This is a genomic window from Streptomyces sp. NPDC048415 (assembly GCF_040651675.1).
Classification (GTDB): domain Bacteria; phylum Actinomycetota; class Actinomycetes; order Streptomycetales; family Streptomycetaceae; genus Streptomyces.
Genome location: NZ_JBEZKJ010000017.1, coordinates 98,785 through 122,956, shown reverse-complemented (window position 1 = coordinate 122,956; position 24,172 = coordinate 98,785). Strand labels below are relative to the sequence as shown.

Genomic DNA, 24,172 nt, shown 5'->3' with positions numbered 1-24,172 from the left:
TCTTCCAGGGTGCGGGCCACCTTCAGCCCGCGCCCGCCGCCACCGAAGGCCGCCTTGATCGCGATCGGCAGGCCGTGCTCCTCGGCGAACGCCACGACCTCCCCGGCGCCCGACACCGGGTCCGGGGTGCCCGCGACCAGCGGGGCGCCGGCGCGCTGCGCGATGTGCCGGGCGGCGACCTTGTCACCCAGGTCACGGATCGCCTGCGGCGGCGGACCGATCCAGATCAGCCCCGCGTCGAGAACGGCCTGCGCGAACTCCGCGTTCTCGGAAAGAAAGCCGTAACCGGGATGGATCGCATCCGCCCCGGAGTCCTTGGCGGCCTGCAGCACCTTGGCGATGTCCAGGTAACTGGTGGCCGGGGTGTCACCGCCCAACGCGAACGCCTCGTCCGCCGCACGGACATGCAGAGCGTCCCGGTCCGGTTCCGCATACACGGCAACGCTCGCGATCCCGGCATCCCGGCACGCCCGGGCCACGCGGACAGCGATTTCGCCACGGTTGGCGATGAGCACCTTGCGCACGATGGCTCCCTCCTTGAAACAAGCCGAGTTTAGGGACTGCCGACACGACCTTTCGACCCGTCCCCAGTGGTGAGCTTGCCCACACGGAGCGTAATTCGAGGCTCGCTCGACCCGCGAAATCCCTTGTCGCACCGCGGCACGCAGGAATCCATGCCTGAACCCTAGCCCTCCGATGTGGTCAAGGTCTCTGTGGCTCCGTGCTGCGGCCCACAGCGTTTCTTTGTCGAGTCCCTACGAATGGCCCAATGATTCTTTGCCCTCGGCCGACCTCTTGTCCCTGGGTTTACCCGTTAGTAGCGTTCGGGATGTATCGAACGTACTAGGGGTAACGGCACGCGGAAGTGGGTGGGGACCGGTGGTGCGCAGACCGGTGGCGTGGGTGACGGCGATCGTGCTCTTCGCGGAGGCGGTCGGGATCGGCCTGCTGAATTGGTTCCTCGGCGTGGTCGTCGACCACCAGGACATGTCGCTCGCCGGCCTCGACTCGGACATGATGTCCGTCTCGTCGAAGATCGGCGGGCTGGTCTTCGGTCTCTACTTCGCGCTGTGCGGGCTGACCGCCCTGCTCGTCGCCCTGCGCGACCGAGCTCCGCGCCTTGTCGGCCGCATCCTGCTGATCAGTGCCGCCGTGGTGCACGGCCTGCTCGGCGCGTTCACGGTCGGCCTGGTGGGCTGGGGTGCGTTCGCCTTCATGATGGTGGGGCTCGGCCTGATCGTGTTCACGCTTTTGGCGTACGACCGCCGGGAGGCCGGCCCGGCCGAGGCCGCGCCCGAGGGCGGCAGGAGCGGCGACAACGGCGGGGGAGCCGCGGTCGCGGCCCCTCCGGCACCGTCGGCCACCTGATCACTTCTCCTGCGGCGTCCACAACTCCGTGATGCCGACGCCCAGTTGGGCCAGCAGCTTGCGCACCAACGGCAGCGAGATGCCGATGACGTTGCCGTGGTCGCCGTCGATGCCCTCGATGAACGGGGCCGAGCGGCCGTCGAGGGTGAAGGCGCCCGCCACGAAGAGGGGTTCGCCCGAGGCGACGTACGCGGCGATCTCGGCGTCGGTCGGGTCGCCGAAGCGGACCACGGTGGACGCGGTCGCCGAGGCGTAGCGCTTGGCCGCCGTGTCGTAGACGCAATGGCCTGTCTGGAGGGTGCCGGCCCGGCCGCGCATCGACTTCCAGCGGGCGGTGGCCTCCTCGGCGTCCGCGGGCTTGCCGAGGGCCTCGCCGTCCAGGTCGAGCACCGAGTCGCAGCCGATCACCAGTGCGCCCTGCACCTCGGGCTTCGCCGCCACGACGGAGGCCTTCGCCTCGGCGAGCGCGAGGGCGAGTTCGGCGGGGGTGGGCGCGCTCACGGCGTCCTCGTCGACGCCGCTCACGATCACCTCGGGGGCGAGTCCGGCCTGCCGCAGCAGGTTGAGCCGGGCGGGGGACTGTGAGGCGAGCACGAGACGGCGGCGCGGCTGATCGGTCATGTGATCAGGATATCGAGGCCGTTCACCTGATGCCGAGCACGAGCATCGCCAGCACCATGGCCAGCGCCATCAGAACGCCCAGGCGCCGCAACATGTTCTGCATGTCGCGGAGTTCCTCGGGAGGTTCGTCCTCCGGGTCGGACCACAGCATGTCTTCGATCGTGCGGCGGCGAGGGCGCCGGGCGCCTGAGTACGCGTACTCAACTTGCGCCCGCCTCCGCTCGACTTGCTCCCGCCCCTGTAAATGGGTCCAGGGTTTCTTTAGTGGCGAAGAGGCTGCTACGGTCATGAGCACCACTAAAGGAACTCCCGACCCCTTTATGGAGGGGACCGTCATGTTCACCACCGCCTGGACCGCCTCGCCCCAGCTCCCGAGCGAAGGCTTCACCCCCAACTGGTCGCGGCAGGGCTTCTGGCGCCAGTCGGTGCGCCAGGTCGTACGGCTCACCGCGGGCGGCGGCCGGCTTCGTGTCCGGCTCTCCCATGCGTACGGCACCTCGCCGCTGCGGATCGCGGGCGCCACCGTGGCCCGTACGACCGAAGGGGCCGCCGTCGCGGCGGGCTCGGTACGGCGGCTCACCTTCGCGGGAGCCGCGTCCGTCGAGATCCCGGCGCGCGGTCACACGGTCAGTGACCCCGCCGAACTCGCCCTGGGATCCCTGGAATCGGTGACCGTCACCCTCCACCTCGACGCCGTCACCGGCCCCGCGGCCTTCCACGCGCAGGCCTTCGCGACCAGCTACCGGGGTGCGGGCGATCGCCTCCACGACCTCGACGGCCATGGGTTCGGGGAGGTCACCGAGTCCTGGTACTTCCTCTCGGCGGTGGAGGTCGACGCGGGCCGCGGGGACGCCGTCGCGCTCTTCGGGGACTCCCTCACCGACGGCTTCGGCTCCGCCCCGGGTGCGAACCGGCGCTGGTCCGACGCGCTCGCCGAACGCACCGGACGGCCCGTCCTCAACGCGGGCATCGGTGGCAACCTGCTGCTGAGCGACTCGGCCTGGTACGGCGAGAAGGGCGTCCACCGCATCGGCCGCGACGTCCTCGAGCAGCCGGGCGTGGACACGCTCGTCGTGCTCCTCGGCCTCAACGACATCGGCTTCAGCGAGACGGACGAACAGCCGACCTACCATCCCGCGCCGGTCGTCGAGGCCGCCGAACTCATCGACGGCTACCGGCAGTTGATACGGCAGGCGCACGCACGCGGACTACGGGTGATCGGCGCGACGCTGCTGCCCTTCGGCGGCTCCGACCACTGGGGCGAGCACGCGGCGAAGGTGAGCCACGAGGTGAACGAGTGGATCCGCGACGCGGGCGAGTGGGACACGGTCGTGGACCTGAACCGCGTCCTGGCCGATCCGGCGGACCCGGACCGGCTGCACCCGGCGTACGACTTCGGCGATCACCTGCACCCGCATGACGCGGGATACGCGGTGATGGCCGAAGCCGTGGCCGAGGTGCTCTAGCCGACCGGACAGGTCCTAACCGGGCCAGTAGCTGCGGCCCCATGCCGTCGGGCCCGGCAGGGGCAGCCGGTGCGCCGCGATACGGGCCGGGTCGGCCCAGGAGTCCCTGGTCCCGGGCGCGCCGGACGGGGCGGCGGCCGCCGCCACGGCGCGCGCCCTGACCACCGCCAGTGCGGCGGCCAGCTCCTCCGGGGTCGGATTGCCCCGTACGACCTTGATCGTCACAACCGCTCCCAGGGGATCTAGAGGGGGATGTTCCCGTGCTTCTTCGGAGGCAGTGATTCCCGCTTCGTGCGCAGTTGACGCAGGCCCCGTACGAGATGGGAGCGGGTCTGGGACGGCAGGATCACGCCGTCGATGTAGCCGCGCTCGGCCGCCGTGTACGGGTTGAGCAGGGTGTCCTCGTACTCCTGGATGAGCCGGGCCCGGGTCGCGTCCTGGTCCTCGGCGGCCGCGATGGTGCGGCGGTGCAGGATGTTCACCGCGCCCTGCGCGCCCATCACCGCGATCTGGGCCGTCGGCCAGGCGAGGTTGAGGTCGGCGCCCAGGTGCTTGGAGCCCATGACGTCGTACGCGCCGCCGAAGGCCTTGCGGGTGATGATGGTGATGAGCGGGACGGTCGCCTCGGCGTACGCGTAGATCAGCTTGGCGCCGCGGCGGATGATGCCGGTGTGCTCCTGGTCGACGCCCGGCAGGAAGCCCGGCACGTCGACGAAGGTGAGCACGGGGACGTTGAACGCGTCGCAGGTGCGCACGAAGCGCGCGGCCTTCTCGCTCGCGTCGATGTCGAGGCAGCCGGCGAACTGCATCGGCTGGTTGGCGACGATGCCCACCGGGTGGCCCTCGACCCGTCCGAAGCCGGTGAGGATGTTCGGCGCGAACAGCGACTGCGTCTCGAAGAACTCGGCGTCGTCCAGGACGTGTTCGATTACCGTGTGCATGTCGTACGGCTGGTTCGCGCTGTCCGGCACGATGGTGTCCAGCTCGCGGTCCTCGTCGGTGAGCTCGAGGTCCGCCTCCTCCGGGAACACCGGGGGCTCGCTGAGGTTGTTGGACGGCAGGTACGACAGCAGCTGCTTGACGTACTCGATGGCGTCCTTCTCGTCCCCCGCCATGTGATGCGCCACGCCGGAGGTCGAGTTGTGGGTCCGGGCTCCGCCCAGTTCCTCGAAGCCGACGTCCTCGCCGGTGACCGTCTTGATGACGTCGGGCCCTGTGATGAACATGTGCGAGGTCTGGTCGACCATCACCGTGAAGTCGGTGATCGCGGGGGAGTACACCGCGCCGCCCGCGCACGGCCCGACGACCAGGCTGATCTGCGGAATCACGCCCGACGCGTGCGTGTTGCGGCGGAAGATCTCGCCGTACATGCCGAGCGCGCTGACGCCCTCCTGGATACGGGCGCCGCCCGAGTCATTGATGCCGATGACCGGACAGCCGGTCTTCAGCGCGAAGTCCATCACCTTCATGATCTTCTGGCCGAAGACCTCGCCGAGCGCGCCGCCGAAGACGGTGAAGTCCTGCGAGAACACGGCCGCCGGGCGGCCGTCGACCATGCCGTAGCCGGTGACGACACCGTCGCCGTACGGGCGGTTGTTCTCCAGCCCGAAGTCGGTCGAGCGGTGCCGTGCGAACTCGTCGAACTCGACGAAGGAGCCCTCGTCCATCAGCAGCTCGATCCGCTCACGGGCCGTCAACTTGCCCTTGGCGTGCTGCTTTTCGACGGCGCGCTCCGAGCCGGCGTGCGTCGCCTCTTGGATGCGGCGCTGCAAGTCCGCGAGCTTGCCCGCGGTGGTGTGGATGTCGGGGTGTTGCAGCTCTTCCGGCTCGGACATCGGGATGCGGCTCCCTGCCTGCTCTAGGGGGACGTGAGGGTGAAGTGCTCGGGGGAGGTGCTCAGAAGGGGGGCTTGCTACTCATCCGTAGCGTAGTGGCGTGCCTACCGTTCGGCAGTGCGGCGTTTACCACACCTAGGGTGGGTTGCATGACGCCGCGAGATGCTTCAGACGCGAACGACAACGCGAACGACGACGCGAAGGAGAACGCGAAGGAGAACGCGAAGGACAGCCGGTGGTCCGACCTGGACCGGCCGCCGCTGAACACCGCCGCCCTGCGCCGGGCGCTGGTCCGCGAGGACGGGCTCTGGCGCGATGTCGAGGTCGTGCAGCGCACCGGGTCCACCAACTCCGACCTCGTCGCCCTCGCCACCGAGGAGAAGGCGAACGAGGGCACCGTCCTCGTCGCCGAGGAGCAGGACGCCGGGCGCGGCCGCCTGGACCGCCAGTGGACGGCGCCCGCCCGGTCCGGCCTCTTCTTCTCCGTCCTGCTGAAGCCGGCCGGGGTGCCCGTCGAACGCTGGGGCTGGCTGCCGCTGCTCACCGGCGTCGCCGTCGCCACGGGGCTGTCGCGGGCCGCCGGGGTCGATACGGCACTCAAGTGGCCCAATGACCTGCTGGTGACCGTCGGGGGCGAGGAGCGCAAGGCGGGGGGCATCCTCGCCGAGCGGGCCGGCACCGACGGGGTGGTGGTCGGCATCGGCATCAACGTCACGCTGCGCGAGGACGAACTCCCCGTGCCCGGGGCCGGGTCGCTCGCCCTTGCCGGGGCGGTGAGCACGGACCGTGACACCGTGTTGCGGGCGGTGCTGCGATCGCTGGAGCAGTGGTACGAGCGGTGGCGGGCCGCGGAGGGCGACCCGGCCCGGTCCGGGCTTCAGGAGACGTACGCGGCCGGGTGCGCGACGCTCGGGCGGGTGGTCAGGGCCGAGCTGCCCGGAGGGCGGTCGATCACCGGGGAGGCCGTGGCCGTCGACGGCGACGGGCGGCTGGTCATCGCCACGGAGGAGGGGGTGCAGGAGCCGGTGGGGGCGGGGGATGTGGTGCATCTGCGGCCGGCGTAGGGGTGGGTTTCGCCTCCTCCGCCCCTACCCGTCCCGTACCTGGGGGCTCCGCCCCCGGACCCCCCGTATCGCGCTCCGCGCTCGTCCTCGACTTCCCCACTCTCGGCTTCGCTCGAGCGGGGGGACCCCCACGACCGGGCTGAAATCTGCCCGGCGGCGTCCCAGGAGTGAGCCAGCGCACACCTGCCGTAGAGTTGAGCGCGGTCGTACCTGACCGCGGCAGATCGGAAGGGCAGCAGGCGTGACCGTCGACGACACCGGCTCCGACACGGGTGCCCACCCCGCCCCCGACGGCGAGTCGGGCCGTACCGCCGAGTCGGTCGCCGACACGACACCCGGACGGCCGGACACCCGCCCCGAGACACGCGCGGACGCGAACGGCGCACTGGACGCGCACCCCGACCCGGACACCGGAGAAGATCCCCTCGCGCTCCGCCTGGAGCAGCTCATCCTCGGCGCCGAGCGCCGTTACACCCCCTTCCAGGCGGCCCGCAGCGCGGGCGTCTCCATGGAGCTGGCCTCCCGCTTCTGGCGGGCCATGGGCTTCGCCGACATCGGCCAGGCCAAGGCGCTGACGGAAGCCGACGTACTCGCCCTGCGGCGGCTGGCCGGTCTCGTGGAGGCGGGCCTGCTCAGCGAGGCGATGGCGGTCCAGGTCGCCCGGTCCACGGGGCAGACCACCGCCCGTCTGGCCGAGTGGCAGATCGACTCCTTCCTGGAGGGCCTGACCGAGCCCCCGGAACCGGGGATGACGCGCACCGAGGTGACGTACCCCCTGATGGAGCTGCTGCTGCCCGAGCTGGAGGAGTTCCTCGTCTACGTCTGGCGGCGCCAGCTCGCCGCCGCCACCGGCCGGGTCGTGCAGGCGGGCGACGACGAGGAGATGGTCGACCGCCGGCTCGCCGTCGGCTTCGCGGACCTGGTCGGGTTCACGCGGCTGACGCGCCGCATGGAGGAGGAGGAGCTCGGCGAACTCGTCGAGGCCTTCGAGACCACGGCGGCGGACCTGGTGGCCGCGCACGGGGGGCGCCTCATCAAGACCCTGGGCGACGAGGTCCTGTACTCGGCGGACGACGCCGGGATCGCCGCCGAGATCGCGCTGCGGCTCATCGAGACGATGGCGAACGACGAGACGATGCCGGAGCTGCGCGTCGGCATCGCCTTCGGCACGGTGACCACACGGATGGGTGACGTGTTCGGTACGACCGTGAACCTGGCGAGTCGCCTCACGTCCATAGCGCCACGCGACGCCGTCCTCGTGGACGGCGCCTTCGCGGAGGAACTGATCCGCACCAAGGACGCGCCCGCCTCCGAGGCGGAGGCCGCCGAGGCCGCGGCCGCCGCGGAGAAGGAGGGCGAGGAACCCCCCTCCTACCGCTTCGCCCTCCAGCCGATGTGGCAACGCCCGGTCCGCGGCCTCGGCGTCATCGAACCGTGGCTGCTGGCCCGCAGGGAAGCGGAGTCTTAGGTCACCCCTGGACGCCGGGTGCTGCCCCCAGCGCGTTCACGCAGATTCCGACGATCGGCACGCACACTTCCGGGGGCTCGGGCTGCGGGTCCGGGGCGTGGGTGGTCGCGGTCGGGGTGGGCCGCGGGACGGCGGGCGTGGTCGGGGGCGCCGGTGGTGATGTGGTCCTCGGGGCGCTGGGGATGCCGGTCGCATCCGGCGCGCTGGTCACGGGGGTGCTGCCGTGACCCGGCGGGACCGACGCAGGCGTCGACGCGAGCGGTGCCGGCACGAGGCTCACGCCCGGCGTCGGTGACGCGCTCGCCCCGCCCATCGGGGCGGTCGCCGTGGCGGCCTCGGGCCGTGCGGACGGCACGGCCTCCACGGTGGTGACGGCGTCGCCCGCCGTGTCCGTGGCGGCGGCTCCCGCGCGCGACTCGGCCTCCGCGCTGCCGCCACCCCCGAGCACCGACTCCGGTGCCATCCGTACGAAGCTCAGCGCCCCCGCCGCCAGCGCGAGTCCGCCGACGGCGAAGAGCACTCGCCGGGGACGGGGCCTGCGGTGCCGGCCCCGGACGGGGCGGAGCCGCTGAGGATCGAGGACCGTCTCGTCCTCGCCGGTTTCCGGACCCGTGAGAGCGGGCTCCCGCACCGGGCCCGTGGACGCCGGCGCCGTACGCGCGGCCCTCGCGGGCACCGGCCGGTTGCCGGTCGCCAGTGTCGTCACTCGGTTCGTCATGGTCATCCCTCCCCAACGTGCCCGACGCCCCCCGAAGCGCCGTGGCGGTGCGCAGGTTATGCGCGGTTTGGGGGCAGCGGGCGGGAGTTGGGCGGCATGTCACTCGAACGGGGACCTGCGCGGCGAGGCCGTGGGTTTCGCCGGAGGGCGGCGGCTGCGATGATCGGGCGGTCGGAAGTTAACCCGCGTTAACCGGGAGGGTGTCATGGTGGAGCAAGGGACGGCGCAGGAGGCGGAGTCGGGGGGCGAGCGGCGGTTCGGGGAGTTCGTCGTCGTACGACGGCACGCGTACGTCGCCGAGCTCGCCCTCGACCGGCCCAAGGCCATGAACGCGGTGTCGACCGACATGGCCCGGTCGATCGCCGCCGCCTGCCAGGCGCTCGCCGCCGACCGGGACGTACGCGTGGTTGTGCTCACCTCCACCCATGAGCGCGCCTTCTGTGTCGGTGCCGATCTCAAGGAGCGCAACTCCTTCAGCGACGCGGACCTCGTGCGCCAGCGGCCGGTCGCGCGGGCCGCGTACACCGGTGTGCTGGAGCTGCCGATGCCGACCGTCGCCGCCGTGCACGGCTTCGCGCTGGGCGGTGGGTTCGAGCTGGCGCTGTCGTGCGACCTGATCGTGGCCGACCGTACGGCGGTCGTGGGGCTGCCCGAGGTGTCCGTCGGAGTGATCCCCGGTGGCGGCGGTACGCAGCTGCTGCCGCGCCGGGTCGGGGCCGCCCGTGCGGCCGAGCTGATCTTCTCGGCGCGCCGTCTGCAGGCCGCCGAGGCGGGGGAGTTGGGGCTGATCGACCAGCTTGTGGACGCGGGGCAGGACCGTGCGGAGGCGCTCGCGCTGGCCGCCCGCATCGCCGCGAACTCGCCGGTCGGGCTGCGCGCCGCCAAGCGTGCGCTGCGGCTCGGGCAGGGGCTCGACCTCCGGGCCGGCCTGGAGGTCGAGGACGCCGCGTGGCGCTCCGTCGCCTTCTCGGGGGACCGGGCGGAGGGGGTGGCGGCGTTCAACGAGAAGCGGCCACCGTCGTGGCCGGGGGAGTAGGGCTGGCCCCCCTGCCCGCCGGGCACCGGGGCTGACCCCGCTGCCTATGGGGCACCCAGGGGGGGGCCGTCGGGGTGAGTGCGCCTGCCGACGCTGACAGCGTGCCGCTGTCTTTGGTGCGGCTGCCGCCCAGCGGCACGATCGTCCGCAGCTGCGACGGTCGGGTGGGCTGCCGTTCCAGGTGCGCATGCCTGCAGCTGTGACGGTCCGGGTGGGCTGCCGTTCCCAGGCGGGCGTGCCCGCAGTTGGCGGTGGTGGGTGGGCTGCCGTTCCCAGGCGGGCGTGCCCGCAGTTGGCGGTGGTGGGTGGGCTGCCGTCCCTCGGCGCGCAGGCCCGCGGTTACGGGGGCGGGGCGGTTGTCGGCCCCCGGCACGCAGGTCCGCAGCCGTGACGGCCAGTGCGGCCGCTGCGACCCCTGTTCGCCATACCAATGTCCCAAATTGTGGTAAACATCCCTAGCCTGGGGTGATGGGTGAGGACAGACGGCTGAGGGCCGTGGTGGCGCTGGCGCAGGGGATGGCGGCGGCGCACACACCGCGCGAGTCGTGGCGGGCGGCGGCGCGCGGCGCGTGCCACGCGCTGGCCGGAAGCTTCGCCGCGCTCTCCGCGTGGGAGCGCGAGCTCGGCCGGCTGAGGGTGCTGGTCAACGTGGGCGACCGGGCCCCGGACGAGGAGGAGTTCCCCGAGGGGGAGGCCTACCCGGTGCACCAGTTCCCGGAGATCACCGAGTTCCTGCACGAGCGCTGGGCGGGTGGCCGCGGGCCCAACGCCTGGGTGGAGACCGCCGAGGGCCCGGCGGCCGGCCCCGCCGGATACTGCCACCAGCGGGTCGCCGCACTGCGCAGACGGGGCCGCGGCTGCTGCGTCGTCGCCCCGATCGTGCTGCACGGCCGCGCCTGGGGCGAGCTGTACGTGGCCCGCCCGGCCGGCGCCCCCGTCTTCGACCGGGCCGACGCCGACTTCGCGACCGTCCTCGCCTCCGTCGTCGCCGCCGGGATCGCCCAGACCGAGCGCTTGGAGGAGGCGCGCCGGCTGGCGTTCACGGACGCCCTCACCGGGCTCGCCAACCGCCGCGCCGTGGACGTACGCCTCGACGAGGCGATCGAGCAGCACAAGGACGACGCGACCGCGGTCAGCCTCGTCGTCTGCGACATCAATGGGCTCAAGCACGTCAACGACACCTGCGGGCACGCGGTCGGCGACCGGCTCCTCGAGCGGTTCGGATCCGTGCTGTCCCTGTGCGGGGCCATGCTCCCGGGCACCCTCGCCGCGCGCCTCGGCGGCGACGAGTTCTGTCTGCTGGCGGTGGGCCCGGCGGCGGACGAGGTCGTCCGCGTCGCCGCCGAACTCTGCCTGCGTGCCGCCGAGTTGGAGCTGGGGGAGGGGGTGGCATGCGGGGTCGCCTCGACCGGGGATCCGATCGGCCCGGTGCGCTCGGCGCGCCGGCTGTTCCGGCTCGCCGACGCCGCGCAGTACCGCGCGAAGGCCGAACGGGCCGCCAAGCCCGTGGTCGCCGGGCGCGAGGGCCCCGACGACCCCGTCGTACGCCTCGCGGACGCGCCGTCGCCCACGGCCGGGGAGCGCCGGCGCTTCCGGGGGCGGCACGAGCCGCACCGCCCATGACGCGGTGACGGCTGTGACGTATGCCGGAGTAAGGGGTAAACCGGCCACCCACTAGTGACATCATCGAATTCACTGCGTACGCTCCTGAATATGGATATGCACACTGTGGTGGTGGGGACGTCCGGCGTGACCGCGTCCGACGTACTCGCCGTGGCGCGCGACGGCGCCCGGATCGAGCTCTCCGACGAGGCGGTGGCGGCCCTCGCCGCGGCCCGCGAGATCGTGGACGCGCTGGCGGCCAAGCCGGAACCCGTCTACGGCGTCTCCACCGGTTTCGGCGCCCTCGCGACCCGGCACATCAGCCCGGAGCTGCGCGCCCAGCTGCAGCGCAACATCGTCCGCTCGCACGCCGCCGGGATGGGCCCGCGCGTCGAGCGTGAAGTCGTCCGCGCGCTGATGTTCCTGCGGCTGAAGACCGTCTGCTCGGGACACACCGGCGTCCGGCCCGAGGTCGCGCAGACCATGGCCGACATCCTCAACGCCGGGATCACCCCCGTCGTCCACGAGTACGGCTCGCTCGGCTGCTCCGGCGACCTGGCACCGCTGTCCCACTGCGCACTGACCCTCATGGGCGAGGGTGACGCCGAGGGACCCGACGGCGTCGTGGGACCGGCCGGTGAATTGCTCGCCGAGGCCGGCATCACCCCCGTCGAGCTGCGCGAGAAGGAGGGCCTCGCCCTCCTAAACGGCACCGACGGCATGCTCGGCATGCTGGTGATGGCCCTCGCCGACCTGGAGACGCTCTACAAGTCGGCCGACGTGACGGCCGCCCTCTCCATGGAGGCGTTGCTCGGCACGGACAAGGTCCTCGCCCCCGAACTGCACGCCATCCGCCCGCACCCCGGTCAGGGCGCCAGCGCCGCCAACATGCTGGCCGTCCTGAAGGGCTCGGAACTCACCGGGCACCACCAGGACGACGCCCCGCGCGTCCAGGACGCCTACTCCGTGCGCTGCGCCCCGCAGGTCGCGGGCGCGGGCCGGGACACCCTGGCGCACGCGCGCACCGTCGCCGAGCGCGAACTCGCCTCCGCCGTCGACAACCCCGTCGTGCTGCCCGACGGCCGCGTCGAGTCGAACGGCAACTTCCACGGCGCCCCGGTCGCCTACGTCCTCGACTTCCTCGCCATCGCCGCAGCCGACCTCGGTTCCATCGCCGAGCGCCGCACCGACCGTCTCCTCGACAAGAACCGCTCGCACGGCCTGCCGCCGTTCCTCGCGGACGACGCCGGCGTGGACTCGGGCCTGATGATCGCCCAGTACACGCAGGCCGCGCTGGTCAGCGAGATGAAGCGGCTCGCCGTACCGGCCTCCGCGGACTCCATCCCGTCCTCCGCGATGCAGGAGGACCACGTCTCCATGGGCTGGTCGGCGGCGCGCAAACTGCGTACGGCCGTGGACAACCTGACCCGCATCGTCGCGATCGAGCTGTATGCCGCCACCCGCGCGATCGAGCTGCGCGAGGGCCTGACCCCGGCCCCGGCGTCGCGGGCGGTCATCGACGCGGTGCGGGCCGCCGGCGTCCAGGGCCCGGGCCCGGACCGCTTCCTCGCCCCCGACCTGGAGGCCGCGGACACGTTCGTGCGCGGGGGTCATGTGGTGGCGGCGGTGGAGCCGGTGACGGGTCCGCTCCTGTAGGAGCCGCGGTACGTGAAGGGGGCCGCCGTCCGGTGTACGGTGGCCTCCGTCACAGCAGGGCCTCTCGGTGCCGGAAGGCAGCGCAAGTGTGCTACTGTCACATTGATACGTTTTTGGTACCCATTTACTTTGTGCGCCTGATCGGAATCCTCCGCAGGCGCGTTTTGTTTTACCGGCAACTCCGGCTTTTCCCGGTGCATCTCCGGATTGGGTCCGCTACCTGTTCAGGAGAGAACAATGGCTACAGGCACCGTGAAGTGGTTCAACTCGGAAAAGGGCTTCGGCTTCATCGAGCAGGACGGCGGCGGCCCCGACGTCTTCGCCCACTACTCCAACATCGCCAGCTCCGGCTTCCGTGAGCTGCTGGAGGGCCAGAAGGTCTCGTTCGACGTCGCCCAGGGCCAGAAGGGCCTGCAGGCGGAGAACATCGTCCCCGCCTAATTCGGGACGCGCTTTTCAGAGCCGGGACCCGCACCTTCGGGTGCGGGTCCCGGCTCGCGCTGTGAGCGCAGTGCGTGTGCTGTCCGTGGGGCCCAGGAAGGAAATCCAGATCCAGCATGACTCGATCCGAACGTCCCGTCCGTAAGCGGCCGGCGAATGCACGTGGCGGTGCCCAGACCGGCGGCTCCGCGAGGAACGCCGGCCGCAACCCCGGCCGGGGCGCCGGTAAGGGCGCGGCCCGCAAGGCCGCGCCGCCGCAGGAGTTCTCCCTGCCCGAGACGCTCACGCCCGCGCTGCCCGCCGTCGACTCCTTCGACGCGCTGGACATGCCGGCCGCCCTGACGAAGACGCTCGCGGCGCAGGGCGTCACCGAGCCGTTCCCGATTCAGGGTGCGACCCTGCCCAACTCCCTCGCCGGACGCGACGTCCTCGGCCGTGGCCGCACCGGCTCGGGCAAGACGCTCGCCTTCGGACTCGCCCTGCTGGCCCGTACGGCCGGCCGCCGGGCCGAGGCAAGGAAGCCGCTCGCGCTGGTCCTCGTCCCCACCCGCGAACTCGCGCAGCAGGTCAACGACGCGCTGACGCCGTACGCGACCGCCGTCAACCTCCGCGTGGCCACGGCCGTCGGCGGTATGTCGATCAGCCGGCAGGCCGGGGCACTGCGCCGCGGCGCCGAGGTTCTGGTGGCCACCCCGGGGCGGCTCAAGGACCTCATCGAGCGCGGCGACTGCGCCCTCGACCAGGTCGCCATCACCGTGCTCGACGAGGCCGACCAGATGGCCGACATGGGCTTCATGCCGCAGGTCACGGCGCTGCTTCAGCAGGTCGAGCCGGGCGGCCAGCGGCTGCTCTTCTCGGCGACGCTCGACAAGAACATCGACCGGCTCGTGCGGATGTTCCTCACCGACCCCGTGGTGCACTCCGTCGACCCGTCGGCGGGCGCGGTGACGACGATGGAGCACCATGTGCTGCACGTCGCCGACGAGACCGACAAGAAGGCCGTCGCCCTGCGGATCGCCGCGCGCGACGGCCGGGTGATCCTCTTCGTCGACACCAAGCGCGGCGCCGACCGGTTCACCAAGCGGCTGCTCGCCAACGGCGTCCGGGCCTCCGCGCTGCACGGCGGGCGCAGCCAGCCGCAGCGCAACCGCACCCTCGACCAGTTCAAGAACGGTCAGGTCACCGCGCTCGTCGCCACCAACGTGGCGGCCCGCGGCATCCACATCGACGACCTCGACCTCGTGGTCAACGTCGATCCGCCGACCGACCACAAGGACTACCTCCACCGCGGCGGACGCACCGCCCGTGCGGGGGAGTCCGGCAGCGTCGTCACCCTCGTCCTGCCCGAGCAGAAGCGCGAGATGACCCGTCTGATGTCGGACGCCGGCATCTCCCCGCGCACCGCCCGGATCAAGTCCAGCGACGAGGAACTGGCCCGCCTCACCGGCGCCCGCGAGCCCTCCGGCGTCCCGATCGTCATCGAGGTCCCGCAGCCCGCCGAACAGCCCAAGCAGCGGCCCAAGGCCCGGCGCGCGACCGGCGGCGGGGCGAGGCGCCCGGCGGTCGCCGGTACGGGCGCGGGTACGGAGTCCCAGGGTCGTCAGCCACGCCGCGGTGCTCGGCCTGTCGCGGGCGGGGCGTCGGGAGGCACGGCCGCCGGCCGCCGTACCGGAAGCGGCGGCGGCGCGAACGGCCGCCGGGACGAGACGGGCGGCGGCGCGGCCGCTGGTCGTTCGGCCGGCCGTGGCCGAGCCCCGCAGCGTCGCACCGAGCGCGGTGGCGAGGGCGGCGGCGGACGCAGGGCCGCGTAACAGCGGGAGTTGGTTGCCCCGTGTCCCGTCAGGGGCACGGGGCTGTGTCATGTGGGGCTGGTCGCGCGGGCGCGACCAGCCCTTCACAGGTCGCCCATGAACCCCGGATCGATGGAGTCGAGCTTCAGGGCGTAATCCCGGTGCAGATCGAGGATTTCGGCCAGCGGCACCGCGCGCCGGCTGGTCGAGTGCAGGTCCCGCCGGGCCTGGGCCGACCACAGGAAGGGCACGACGGACAGTCCCTGCCGTCCGGTCAGCGCGCCCGACTCCGCCCTCCAGCCGGGCCAGCGCAAGGTGTCGTAGAAGTGGTCCGTGCCCTCGCTCAGGAGCCACTGGAGCCAGGCCGCGTGGCCCACTTCGAGGCCCTCCCAGCGCAGGGAGTCCGGGGCGAAGTACACGATCTCGCCGGGCCGTCCGGGGCGGCCCACCGCCTCGGGGTCGGCCCCGTTGAGGACGAAGACCCCGCCCAGCACATCGTGGCCGACGACGAGTCCGCCCTGGGGGCGCCAGGCGGGATCGACCCGTTCCGGGAATTCGTTGACCTCGGCGAGGCTGGGCAGGTCCGTCACCCCGCCCGGCAGTCCCGTCGAGGCGCCGGCGCCCGCGCTGCCGTAGATCCGCAGCCACCCGCTGTCCAGCACCACGCCACCGCAGTTGAGCGCCATGCCGCCGAGCCAGGACCGTGCGGTGGTCTGCAGCTGGAGCAGGGTCGCGCGGCCCAGCGCCGGGTCGCCGGGCAGCACCTCCATGGACACCCCGCTCCTGGCGAGTGTCTCGGACAGGAGCGGCCAGGCAGGTTCCTCGACGTCGGTCAGCTCGGTCAGGTCTCGCATGGATACCCCACGGGTTGTCCGGGCCGCCGGAGCACGGGGCTCAGTAGGCCGTCGTGCGCTCGCGGCGCACCGAATAGGTCACGAACCCGGCGCCCACGCCGAGGAAGAGGGTGCCGCCGATGACGTACGGCGTCGTGTCGACGCTGCCGGTGTCGGCGAGTTGGGTGTGCTCCCCGCCGGGCTCCGTGCCCGACCCCGTGCCCGACTCCGCGGAAGTTCGCTCCGCGGGGGTGGGTGCCGTCGCGGAGGTTGACGCCGAGACGCTCGGGGCGGGTTCGTCCTGGGTCGCGTTGGCGGACGGGACGAACCACAGGGCTCCCAGGAGGGTCCCCGCTGCGGTGGCGGTCAACAACGATCGACGTGCGGCGGACACGAAATATCGATCCCCTTGTGGCGCTGGCGAATTGGCCGTGTGGGGCGATGCTAATGAAAGGCGCGGGTCGTGGGAAAGTCGCGCAAGCTGTGGGTCGTACGCTCCGTCTCATGAGTACTCCTGAGACATCACAGTTTGTACGGCTTCGTGTCGAACTGGTGCTGGAAGTCGACGACGCCGACGCCGTCACCAAGGCCGCGCTGCGCCGGATCGCCGCCGACACCGGTATGCCGGCCGACGAGCGCACGCATGCCGAGAACGCGGTGACGGAAGACACGTCCGAGGCCCTCGCGTATCTGGTGGATCCGTTCGACCTGGTCAGCGAGGTGCCGGGGATCGAACTCGCCCAGGCCTCCTGGAGCAGCGAGCCCATCGCCTACGACCCCGATTCGCCGGATTGGGACCTCGACGAGGATGATGCTGACGAGGACGACGAGGAAGACGCCCTCGGCTGACGCGGCTTGGGGAAATCGTGACCCCGGGCGGCAACCGCCGTCCGGGGTTTCTTCGTCTCAGCAGACGCACTGACCACCTCCGCACCACCGGTCCCTCTGTCTGGACGTGGTGTGCCCCACACCTCCGCGGTATGTGGAACGGGACGAACCGGTCGTAGCGTTGATTGTTCTTACGGGGCTCTCGTGTCTTTTGGGTATTCGGCAACGATGGAGAAGCGTGTGATGACGGACAGTAAGCGGCGCAAGGGCCTGATGGCCGCGTCCGCACTGCTCGGCGGGGTGCTGGTGCTCTCTGCGTGCAGCGGAGGCAGCAAGGCCGATGCTTCGAGCGGCGGCGACAGCTCGTCGCAGGCCAAGGTCGACGAGGCGGCGGCCAAGAAGACCTCCGAGGCCCAGATCAAGATCACGCCCAAGGACGGCTCCGACAACGCCTCCATCAACAACGGCACCGCGGTCACCGTGAGCAAGGGAACGCTCACGTCCGTCACGATGCAGACCGCGTCCGGCACCGCCGTCGCCGGTCAGATATCCGCCGACAAGAAGAGCTGGAAGCCCTCCGCCCAGCTGGACCGCGCCACGACGTACAAGATCGCCGCCGAGGCCGCCGACTCCGCGGGCCGCGTCGCCCACGAGAACGCCTCGTTCGCCACGGTCGCCCCGGCCAACAGCTTCATCGGCAACTTCACGCCCGAGGACGGCTCCACCGTCGGCGTCGGCATGCCGGTCTCGATCAACTTCGACAAGGCGATCACGAACAAGGCCGCCGTGCAGAAGGGGATCACCGTCTCCTCCAGCAGCGGCCAGGAGGTCGTCGGGCACTGGTTCAGCGCCAACCGCCTCGACTTCCGCCCCGAGAACTACTGGACCGGCGGCTCCACCGTCACCCTCAAGCTGAACCTCGACGGTGTCCAGGGCGCGAGCGGCGTGTACGGCGTGCAGCAGAAGACGGTCACCTTCAAGATCGGCCGTAACCAGGTCTCCATCGTCGATGCCCAGACCAAGACCATGAAGGTCACCCAGGACGGCAAGACGATCAAGACCATCCCGATCTCGGCGGGTGCTCCGGACCACAAGACGTACCAGGGCCAGATGGTGATCTCCGAGAAGTTCAAGGAGACCCGGATGGACGGCTCGACGGTCGGCTTCACGAAGAACGACGGCAAGGGCGAGTACGACATCAAGGACGTACCGCACGCCATGCGTCTGTCGAGCTCCGGCACCTTCATCCACGGCAACTACTGGGGCGCCAAGTCCATCTTCGGCGCGGTGAACACCAGCCACGGCTGTGTCGGTCTGTCCGACACGAAGGGGGCGGGCGACCCGAACACGTCGGCGGCCTGGTTCTACAACCACTCGCTGATCGGTGACGTCGTGGTCGTCAAGAACACCGGCGACAAGACCGTCGCCCCGGACAACGGCCTCAACGGCTGGAACCTGGACTGGGCGGCGTGGAAGGCCGGTTCGGCCGTCTGACAGCCACCTGACCCCGTCGACGGCGGCGGCAGCCCTGAGGGGTTGCCGCCGCTTCGCGTTTCCACAGGGTTCTCCGGCCGCCCACAGATGAACTCGCGGCCCGCCACAGCCTTCTCATCGTTCTCTTATTTCGGCCTTATCCCTTCATCACGCGCCGTACCTACCTTGCGGCCATGTTCTTCACCTACCTGAGGCGCGAACTGCGCCGCCGCAGAAAGGCGGCCCTCGTCGTCGCCTCCGGACTCGCCCTGGGCATCGCCCTGGTCATCGTGGTCAGTTCCGTGTCCTCGGGCATGGAGAAGGCCCAGGGCAAGGTCCTCCAGTCGCTGTACGGACTGGGGACGGACATGACGGTCACGAAGGCGGCGGTGCCCACCACGAGCACCAGCCAGCGTCCGCGCTTCAACTTCGACGCACAGGACAACGGCTCCGACACGGAGCAGAGCAGCGACCGCGTCATGGTCCAGGGCTTCCAGACCCTGGCCGCCTCGACGGTCACCAAGGTCGACTCCCAGAAGGGTGTCGCGGACTCCGTCGGCGGACTGAGCCTCCAAGTCATCAAGGTCAACGGTCAGTTCACGCGGGGTCAGTTCCAGCAGAACCAGAACGGCGGCACCCAGCAGGGCGGCCGGGGCGGCGGCGCCCAGCCCTCGCCCGAGGGCACCGTCAAGGGCGGCGGCGCCAACTTCGACGTCAACAACTACTCCGTCTTCGGAACCGACGTCACCAAGCCGGCCCTCGGCCCGCTGACCTCGTCGAAGATCACCAGTGGTCGTACGTTCAAGACGTCCGAGACGAACTCCAAGGTCGTCGTCGCGGACAAGTCGTACGCCAAGGAGCAGAAGCTCAAGGTCGGCGGCACGGTCACCGTCAAGGGCGTCAAGTACAAGGTCATCGGCATCGCGACGCCCGACAGCGGTGACGCGGCGGCCAATCTCTACATCCCGCTCAAGCAGGCGCAGACGCTCAGCGACTCCAAGAACAAGGTCACCACGATCTACGTCAAGGCGTCCGACTCGCAGCAGATCAGCAGCGTCAAGAGCACCATCCAGAAGAACATCTCGGGTACGACGGTCACCACCTCCGCCGACCTCGCCGACACCGTCTCCGGCTCCCTGTCCACCGCCTCCAGCCTCGCCTCCAACGTTGGCAAGTGGCTGTCGATCGCGGTGCTCGTGGCCGCGTTCCTGGTCGCCGGTCTGCTCACCTCCTCGGCCGTCTCCCGCCGCGTGCGCGAGTTCGGCACCCTCAAGGCACTCGGCTGGAAGTCGGGCCGGGTCACCCGCCAGGTCGTCGGTGAGGCCATCGTCAACGGTCTGGTCGGCGGCGCCCTCGGCATCGCTCTCGGCCTCGCGGGCGCGTACGTCGTCACCGAGATCAGCCCCAACCTGCAGGCCCAGGTGGGCGCTTCGGGCGGCGGCCAGGGCGGCGGTCCCGGCGGGGGCGGCGGCTTCGGTGGTCCCGGACGGCAGGCCGCGACCAAGGCCCTGGACGTCGCGCTCACCGCGCCCGTCAGCCTGGGCACCATCGTCGTCGCGGTCGCCCTCGCCGTCACCGGCGGCCTGATCGCCGGCGCCTTCGGCGGCTGGCGCGCCTCCCGGCTGCGGCCCGCGGACGCCCTGCGCCGCGTCGAATAAGCCCTGAGCGGCCTCGGGGAAGTCTTCCCCGAGGCCGCTTGCCCCTTACGTACTTCCGTATCCCAGGAGTTGCACCATGTACGAACTCAGAGGCGTCACCAAGCGCTATTCGCGGGGCAAGGAAACCGTCGACGCGCTCGCCGGTGTCGACCTGACCATCGGGGACGGCGACCGGCTCGTCATCCAGGGCCCCACCGGCGGCGGAAAATCCACCCTTCTCCAGATGCTCGGCGGGCTCGACCGCCCCACCGCGGGCAGTGTCGAACTCGACGGCACGGACATGGCGAGGCTGTCCGAGGCGAAGCTCACCAAAGTGCGCAGCGAGAACATCGGTTTCGTTTTTCAGAGCTTCAACCTGATTCCCACGCTCACCGCGCAGGAGAACGTGGAGACCGCTCTCGTGCCCCTCGGCGTGAAGACCAAGGAGCGGCGCGCACGGGCCGCCGCGGCCCTGGAGTCGGTCGGACTCGCCGAGCGGCTCGGGCATCTGCCCGCCGAGCTGTCCGGCGGCCAGCAGCAGCGCGTCGCGATCGCCCGGGCGCTGGTCAAGCAGCCGAAGGTGCTGCTCGCCGACGAACCCACCGGCAACCTCGACGAGTCCATGCGCGACGAGATCATGGATGTACTCGAAGCCATGTGGAAGGAGCACGGGCTCACCTTCATCATGGTCACGCACGATTCCTCGATCGCGAAGAAGGCCCCGCGGGTTGCGACAATCCGCAAGGGGAAGATCACTGTCAAGGAGAATGCGGGAGCATAAAGAAGTACAAAGGGGGAGCGTGGGAGCGTAGCGGAACAAGTCCGTCAACTCTTCACCGTCACCTCTCTATTGAGCGGTCGATCACCCCCCGGGCATACTTCGTATTCCGGGGGGTGCGCGTGCGTGCGTACAGGACCTCCCCCGGCCGGATGAATGGGGAATTCATCCGAAACACCTCTCCAGGGGGAGACTTGCGCAGACAAGTGAAAAGAGCGTGCGCGGCGACGGTGGCCACGGCGGCCGCCGTGGCCCTGGCGGCGGGAATGACCAGCCCGGCCTCGGCCAAGCAGGAGCACCCGAGCAGCGCGTCCAAGGCCGCGGTGACGGCCCGGCACCACCTGACGCTGATCACCGGCGACCGGGTGGCCGTGGACGCCAAGGGCCGTGTCGTCGGCTACGAACGCGCCAAGGGCCGCGCCCACATACCCGTATCGATCCGCAAGGCGGCCGGCCACACACTCGTGGTGCCGCTCGACGCCCAGCGCCTGATAGCCGCCGGCCGGCTCGACCAGCGGCTCTTCGATGTCACCGAGCTGAACGAGACCCGCGACGCGGGGCAGCGCGGCCTGAAGCTGATCGTCGGCTACAAGGGAGCCGCGACCGCCGCCAAGGCCGGCGTCCGTGAGGCGGGCACCCTCCGCAGGACCCTCAAGTCCCTGAACGCGGACGCGGTCCTCACGCCGCAGCGGGACGCGGCCGAGCTGTGGAAGGCGGTCACGGACAACGGCGGCACCACCGCCTCCGGCATCGCACACGTCTGGCTGGACAGCGTCCGCAGGGCGAGCCTCGACAAGTCGGTGCCGCAGATCGGCGCCCCGAAGGCGTGGGCGGCCGGTTACGACGGCAAGGGCGTCAAGATCGCCGTCCTGGACACGGGAGTCGACGCGACCCACCCGGACCTCAAGGACCAGGTGATCGCGGCCAAGAACTTCTCCACGTCCGCCGACGCGACCGACAAGTTCGGCCACGGCACGCACGTCGCGTCCATCGCGGCGGGCACCGGCGCCAAGTCGAACGGCAAGTACAAGGGGGTCGCCCCCGGCGCGAAGATCCTCAACGGCAAGGTCCTCAGCGACGACGGCTACGGCGACGACTCCAGCATCCTCGCGGGCATGGAATGGGCCGCCGACCAGGGCGCCGACATCGTCAACCTCAGCCTGGGCGGCGGCGACACCCCTGAGATCGACCCGCTGGAGGCCGAGGTCAACAAGCTCTCCGAGTCGAAGGGCATCCTCTTCGCGATCGCCGCAGGCAACGACGGCGACATCGGCGAGCAGACCATCGGCTCCCCGGGCAGCGCGGCCGACGCGCTCACCGTCGGCGCGGTCGACGGCAGGGACAAGCTGGCTTCCTTCTCCAGCCGCGGCCCCGGCCTCGACGGCGCCGTCAAGCCCGACGTCACCGCCCCCGGCGTGGACATCACGGCCGCCGCGGCCCCGGGCAGCCTCATCGACAAGGAGGTCGGCGAGAAGCCGCCGGGCTATCTGACGCTCTCCGGTACGTCGATGGCGACCCCGCATGTCGCGGGCGCGGCGGCGATCCTCAAGCAGGAGCACCCGACCTGGACGTTCGCCGAACTGAAGGCCGCGCTGACCGGCTCCGCGAAGGGCGGCACATACACGCCGTTCCAGCAGGGTTCGGGCCGGATCGCGGTCGACAGGGCGATCAAGCAGTCGGTGATCGCCGACCCGAGCTCGGTGAGCTTCCCCGTAGCGCTGTGGCCGCACACCGACGACAAGCCGGTGACCAGGCAACTGACGTACCGCAACCTCGCTGCGAAGGACGTCACCCTCACTCTCGTGGCGACCGCCACCAACCCCAAGGGCCAGGCGGCTCCCGCGGGCTTCTTCAAGCTCGGCGCGAAGACACTGAAGGTCCCGGCGGGCGGCAAGGCCTCGGTCGGCGTCACCGTCGACACCAAGCTGGGCGGCACCACCAACGGCGCGTACTCGGCGTATGTGACGGCCACCGGCGGCGGCCAGTCGGTGCGGACCGCGGCCGGGGTGCAGCGCGAGGTGGAGTCGTACGACGTCAAGCTGAAGTACCTCGCGCGGGACGGTCAGCAGCCGACCCACTTCACCGACCTCTCCGCCCTCTCGGCGTCCGGTGACGGACGGAGCTTCTTCACGGAGGGCACCGGCAAGGCGGAGACCATCCGGGTGCCCAGGGGCACCTACACCCTCAGCTCCCAGCTGGTGAAGGACCCCGTCGGCGCGGACGGCGGCGTCGACTGGCTGCTCCAGCCGAAGCTGAGCGTCACCAAGAACGTCTCGGTGACGATCGACCAGCGCACGGCCAAGTCCGCCGACATCACGGTGCCGGACGACGGGGCCAAGCCGGTCGCCGCGATGGTCTCGTACATGTACGACCCCGCGGGCGGCGGTTTCGGCATCGGAGCGGATTCCTTCCAGGACCTGCGGACCGCGCACATCGGCCCGGCGGTCTCCTCGGGTCTGTCCCAGAGCTGGTCGGGCACCTGGACGAAGGGCGACGACACCGAGTACGACATCTTCACCGGCGGCAAGGTCACCAGGCTGCAGGGCGCGCACGTCAAGCACTACAAGGCCGGCGAACTGGCCACGCTGAAGACCCGGATCGGTGCCGCGGCCTCCGGCAAGACGGGTGTGGTGACCGCGAACAGCTTCCTGCCCACCGACTTCTCCTTCGGGACCGGGGTCGAGCAGAAGCTGCCGGGCACCCGCACGCTGCATCTGTCCACCGGTGACCGGGTCCAGTGGAGCTTCGACGTCGAGCAGTTCGGCCGCAAGGACGCCGATGGCTACCCGATCAGCGAGGCCTTCTACACCGAGGAGGACGCGCACACCTTCAAGGCGGGCAAGAGCTACTCGAAGACGTTCAACACCGGCGTCTTCGGCCCCAAGATCGGCGGCGTGTACGGCGTCTACCGCGACGGCAAGTACATCGACGGCTATCTGCCGCTGTTCGCGGACGGCCAGGCGCACACCGGAGGCTCCGTCTACACCTCGGTGAGGACAACCCTCTACCGCAACGGCACCGAGATCGCGCAGACCGATGATCCGCTGGACGGCAGCGGCCAGTTCAAGGTGCCGGACGCGGACGCGGCGTACAAGCTGACCACGTCCGTCAAGCGTTCCGTGAAGGTGGCCGCGGCCTCCACCCGGATCGACGCGAGCTGGACGTTCCGGTCCAAGAAGACCGACGAGGCGAAGCTGCCGGTCTCCACGGTCCGCTTCGGCGCGTCCCTCGGCCTGGACAGCCGCGGCCCCGCCGGCCGGAAGGTCACCATTCCGGTGACGGTCCAGGGCGCTGCCGCGGGTTCCCACCTGAAGTCGCTTGCCGTGTACGTGTCGTACGACTACGGCCAGAGCTGGACCAGGCTCGACGTCAAGAACGGCAAGATCACCTTCAAGAACCCGGCGAAGGGCAAGGGCATCTCCTTCCACGCCAAGATCGCCGACAAGAAGGGGAACAAGGCGACGATCTCCATCTACAACGCGTACTACGGGAAGTGAGCCCGTAGCGAACCGGCCGCCGGAAGCAGGGCTTCCGGCGGCCGGTCCGTGTTTGTGTGGG

General features: G+C 70.8%; 22 protein-coding genes. 14 read left to right on the top strand and 8 right to left on the bottom strand.

The annotated features are described in order from the left end of the window. Nucleotides 1–524 (bottom strand): biotin carboxylase N-terminal domain-containing protein (locus AB0D27_RS14800; protein ID WP_362507338.1); only part of this gene is annotated, 524 nt, incomplete at its 3' end. Between the two features lie 355 nt (nucleotides 525–879). Between AB0D27_RS14800 and AB0D27_RS14795 the strand changes: the two genes are divergently transcribed. Beyond that, nucleotides 880–1,368, top strand: a complete 489-nt coding sequence (locus AB0D27_RS14795) for a hypothetical protein (RefSeq protein WP_362507335.1) — start codon at nucleotides 880–882, stop codon at nucleotides 1,366–1,368. Here the strand turns inward: AB0D27_RS14795 and AB0D27_RS14790 are convergent, their stop codons facing one another. Further along, the gene (locus AB0D27_RS14790; protein WP_362507332.1) at nucleotides 1,369–1,989 is read right to left on the bottom strand and encodes a nucleoside triphosphate pyrophosphatase; all 621 of its coding nucleotides are present in this window, start codon (nucleotides 1,987–1,989) and stop codon (nucleotides 1,369–1,371) included. Nucleotides 1,990–2,011: 22 nt separating this feature from the next. Then, complete coding sequence (locus AB0D27_RS14785; RefSeq protein WP_362507329.1) at nucleotides 2,012–2,140, bottom strand: hypothetical protein; 129 nt, start codon at nucleotides 2,138–2,140, stop codon at nucleotides 2,012–2,014. A 184-nt stretch (nucleotides 2,141–2,324) separates the two neighbouring features. On the opposite strand from AB0D27_RS14785, the gene AB0D27_RS14780 reads away from it, so the two are divergent. After that, on the top strand, nucleotides 2,325–3,455 hold the full coding sequence (locus AB0D27_RS14780) for an SGNH/GDSL hydrolase family protein (RefSeq protein WP_362507327.1): 1,131 nt from the start codon (nucleotides 2,325–2,327) through the stop codon (nucleotides 3,453–3,455). A gap of 15 nt (nucleotides 3,456–3,470) precedes the next feature. On the opposite strand, the gene AB0D27_RS14775 is transcribed toward AB0D27_RS14780, so the two are convergent. After that, a complete protein-coding gene (locus tag AB0D27_RS14775; protein WP_362507325.1) occupies nucleotides 3,471–3,680 on the bottom strand; it encodes an acyl-CoA carboxylase epsilon subunit in 210 nt (69 codons plus the stop codon). 17 nt (nucleotides 3,681–3,697) lie between these two features. Beyond that, nucleotides 3,698–5,290: an acyl-CoA carboxylase subunit beta gene (locus AB0D27_RS14770; RefSeq protein WP_362507323.1), complete on the bottom strand. Its 1,593-nt coding sequence runs from the start codon at nucleotides 5,288–5,290 to the stop codon at nucleotides 3,698–3,700. A gap of 149 nt (nucleotides 5,291–5,439) precedes the next feature. On the opposite strand from AB0D27_RS14770, the gene AB0D27_RS14765 reads away from it, so the two are divergent. Together AB0D27_RS14765 and AB0D27_RS14760 are read left to right on the top strand one after the other, a co-directional pair. Then, nucleotides 5,440–6,354 (top strand): biotin--[acetyl-CoA-carboxylase] ligase, encoded by a 915-nt coding sequence (locus AB0D27_RS14765; RefSeq protein WP_362507321.1) that lies wholly within the window; start codon nucleotides 5,440–5,442, stop codon nucleotides 6,352–6,354. A gap of 385 nt (nucleotides 6,355–6,739) precedes the next feature. Next, entirely contained in the window at nucleotides 6,740–7,822 is a 1,083-nt protein-coding gene (locus AB0D27_RS14760) for an adenylate/guanylate cyclase domain-containing protein (RefSeq protein WP_362507355.1), read from the top strand. Between the two features lies 1 nt (nucleotide 7,823). Here the strand turns inward: AB0D27_RS14760 and AB0D27_RS14755 are convergent, their stop codons facing one another. Then, nucleotides 7,824–8,540 carry a hypothetical protein gene (locus AB0D27_RS14755; RefSeq protein WP_362507319.1) on the bottom strand — a complete coding sequence of 239 codons (717 nt, stop codon included), beginning with the start codon at nucleotides 8,538–8,540 and terminating at the stop codon, nucleotides 7,824–7,826. 205 nt (nucleotides 8,541–8,745) lie between these two features. Here AB0D27_RS14755 and AB0D27_RS14750 point away from each other — a divergent pair, with 205 nt between their 5' ends. From AB0D27_RS14750 to AB0D27_RS14730, 5 genes are all read left to right on the top strand, one after another. Further along, nucleotides 8,746–9,576 carry an enoyl-CoA hydratase-related protein gene (locus AB0D27_RS14750; RefSeq protein ID WP_362507316.1) on the top strand — a complete coding sequence of 277 codons (831 nt, stop codon included), beginning with the start codon at nucleotides 8,746–8,748 and terminating at the stop codon, nucleotides 9,574–9,576. A 468-nt stretch (nucleotides 9,577–10,044) separates the two neighbouring features. Continuing rightward, nucleotides 10,045–11,199 carry a sensor domain-containing diguanylate cyclase gene (locus AB0D27_RS14745; protein ID WP_362507313.1) on the top strand — a complete coding sequence of 385 codons (1,155 nt, stop codon included), beginning with the start codon at nucleotides 10,045–10,047 and terminating at the stop codon, nucleotides 11,197–11,199. 96 nt (nucleotides 11,200–11,295) lie between these two features. Further along, on the top strand, nucleotides 11,296–12,834 hold the full coding sequence (gene hutH / locus AB0D27_RS14740) for a histidine ammonia-lyase (protein WP_362507353.1): 1,539 nt from the start codon (nucleotides 11,296–11,298) through the stop codon (nucleotides 12,832–12,834). Nucleotides 12,835–13,071: 237 nt separating this feature from the next. Continuing rightward, a complete protein-coding gene (locus AB0D27_RS14735; RefSeq protein ID WP_168510673.1) occupies nucleotides 13,072–13,275 on the top strand; it encodes a cold-shock protein in 204 nt (67 codons plus the stop codon). 116 nt (nucleotides 13,276–13,391) lie between these two features. After that, a complete protein-coding gene (locus AB0D27_RS14730) occupies nucleotides 13,392–15,086 on the top strand; it encodes a DEAD/DEAH box helicase (RefSeq protein WP_362507310.1) in 1,695 nt (564 codons plus the stop codon). 83 nt (nucleotides 15,087–15,169) lie between these two features. On the opposite strand, the gene AB0D27_RS14725 is transcribed toward AB0D27_RS14730, so the two are convergent. Next, nucleotides 15,170–15,919, bottom strand: a complete 750-nt coding sequence (locus tag AB0D27_RS14725) for a DUF2625 family protein (protein ID WP_362507307.1) — start codon at nucleotides 15,917–15,919, stop codon at nucleotides 15,170–15,172. Nucleotides 15,920–15,959: 40 nt separating this feature from the next. Next, nucleotides 15,960–16,292, bottom strand: coding sequence for a hypothetical protein (locus AB0D27_RS14720; protein ID WP_362507305.1), 333 nt, complete (start codon nucleotides 16,290–16,292; stop codon nucleotides 15,960–15,962). Nucleotides 16,293–16,402: 110 nt separating this feature from the next. On the opposite strand from AB0D27_RS14720, the gene AB0D27_RS14715 reads away from it, so the two are divergent. The 5 genes from AB0D27_RS14715 to AB0D27_RS14695 all read left to right on the top strand — a co-directional run bounded on the left by AB0D27_RS14715 (nucleotide 16,403) and on the right by AB0D27_RS14695 (nucleotide 24,111). Then, on the top strand, nucleotides 16,403–16,747 hold the full coding sequence (locus AB0D27_RS14715) for a hypothetical protein (protein ID WP_362507302.1): 345 nt from the start codon (nucleotides 16,403–16,405) through the stop codon (nucleotides 16,745–16,747). Nucleotides 16,748–16,954: 207 nt separating this feature from the next. Beyond that, complete coding sequence (locus AB0D27_RS14710) at nucleotides 16,955–18,220, top strand: Ig-like domain-containing protein (RefSeq protein ID WP_362507299.1); 1,266 nt, start codon at nucleotides 16,955–16,957, stop codon at nucleotides 18,218–18,220. A 173-nt stretch (nucleotides 18,221–18,393) separates the two neighbouring features. Then, on the top strand, nucleotides 18,394–19,857 hold the full coding sequence (locus AB0D27_RS14705) for an FtsX-like permease family protein (protein ID WP_362507297.1): 1,464 nt from the start codon (nucleotides 18,394–18,396) through the stop codon (nucleotides 19,855–19,857). A 76-nt stretch (nucleotides 19,858–19,933) separates the two neighbouring features. Beyond that, entirely contained in the window at nucleotides 19,934–20,617 is a 684-nt protein-coding gene (locus tag AB0D27_RS14700; protein WP_362507294.1) for an ABC transporter ATP-binding protein, read from the top strand. A gap of 263 nt (nucleotides 20,618–20,880) precedes the next feature. Beyond that, entirely contained in the window at nucleotides 20,881–24,111 is a 3,231-nt protein-coding gene (locus AB0D27_RS14695) for a S8 family peptidase (protein WP_362507350.1), read from the top strand. The last annotated feature ends 61 nt before the right edge of the window (nucleotides 24,112–24,172 follow it).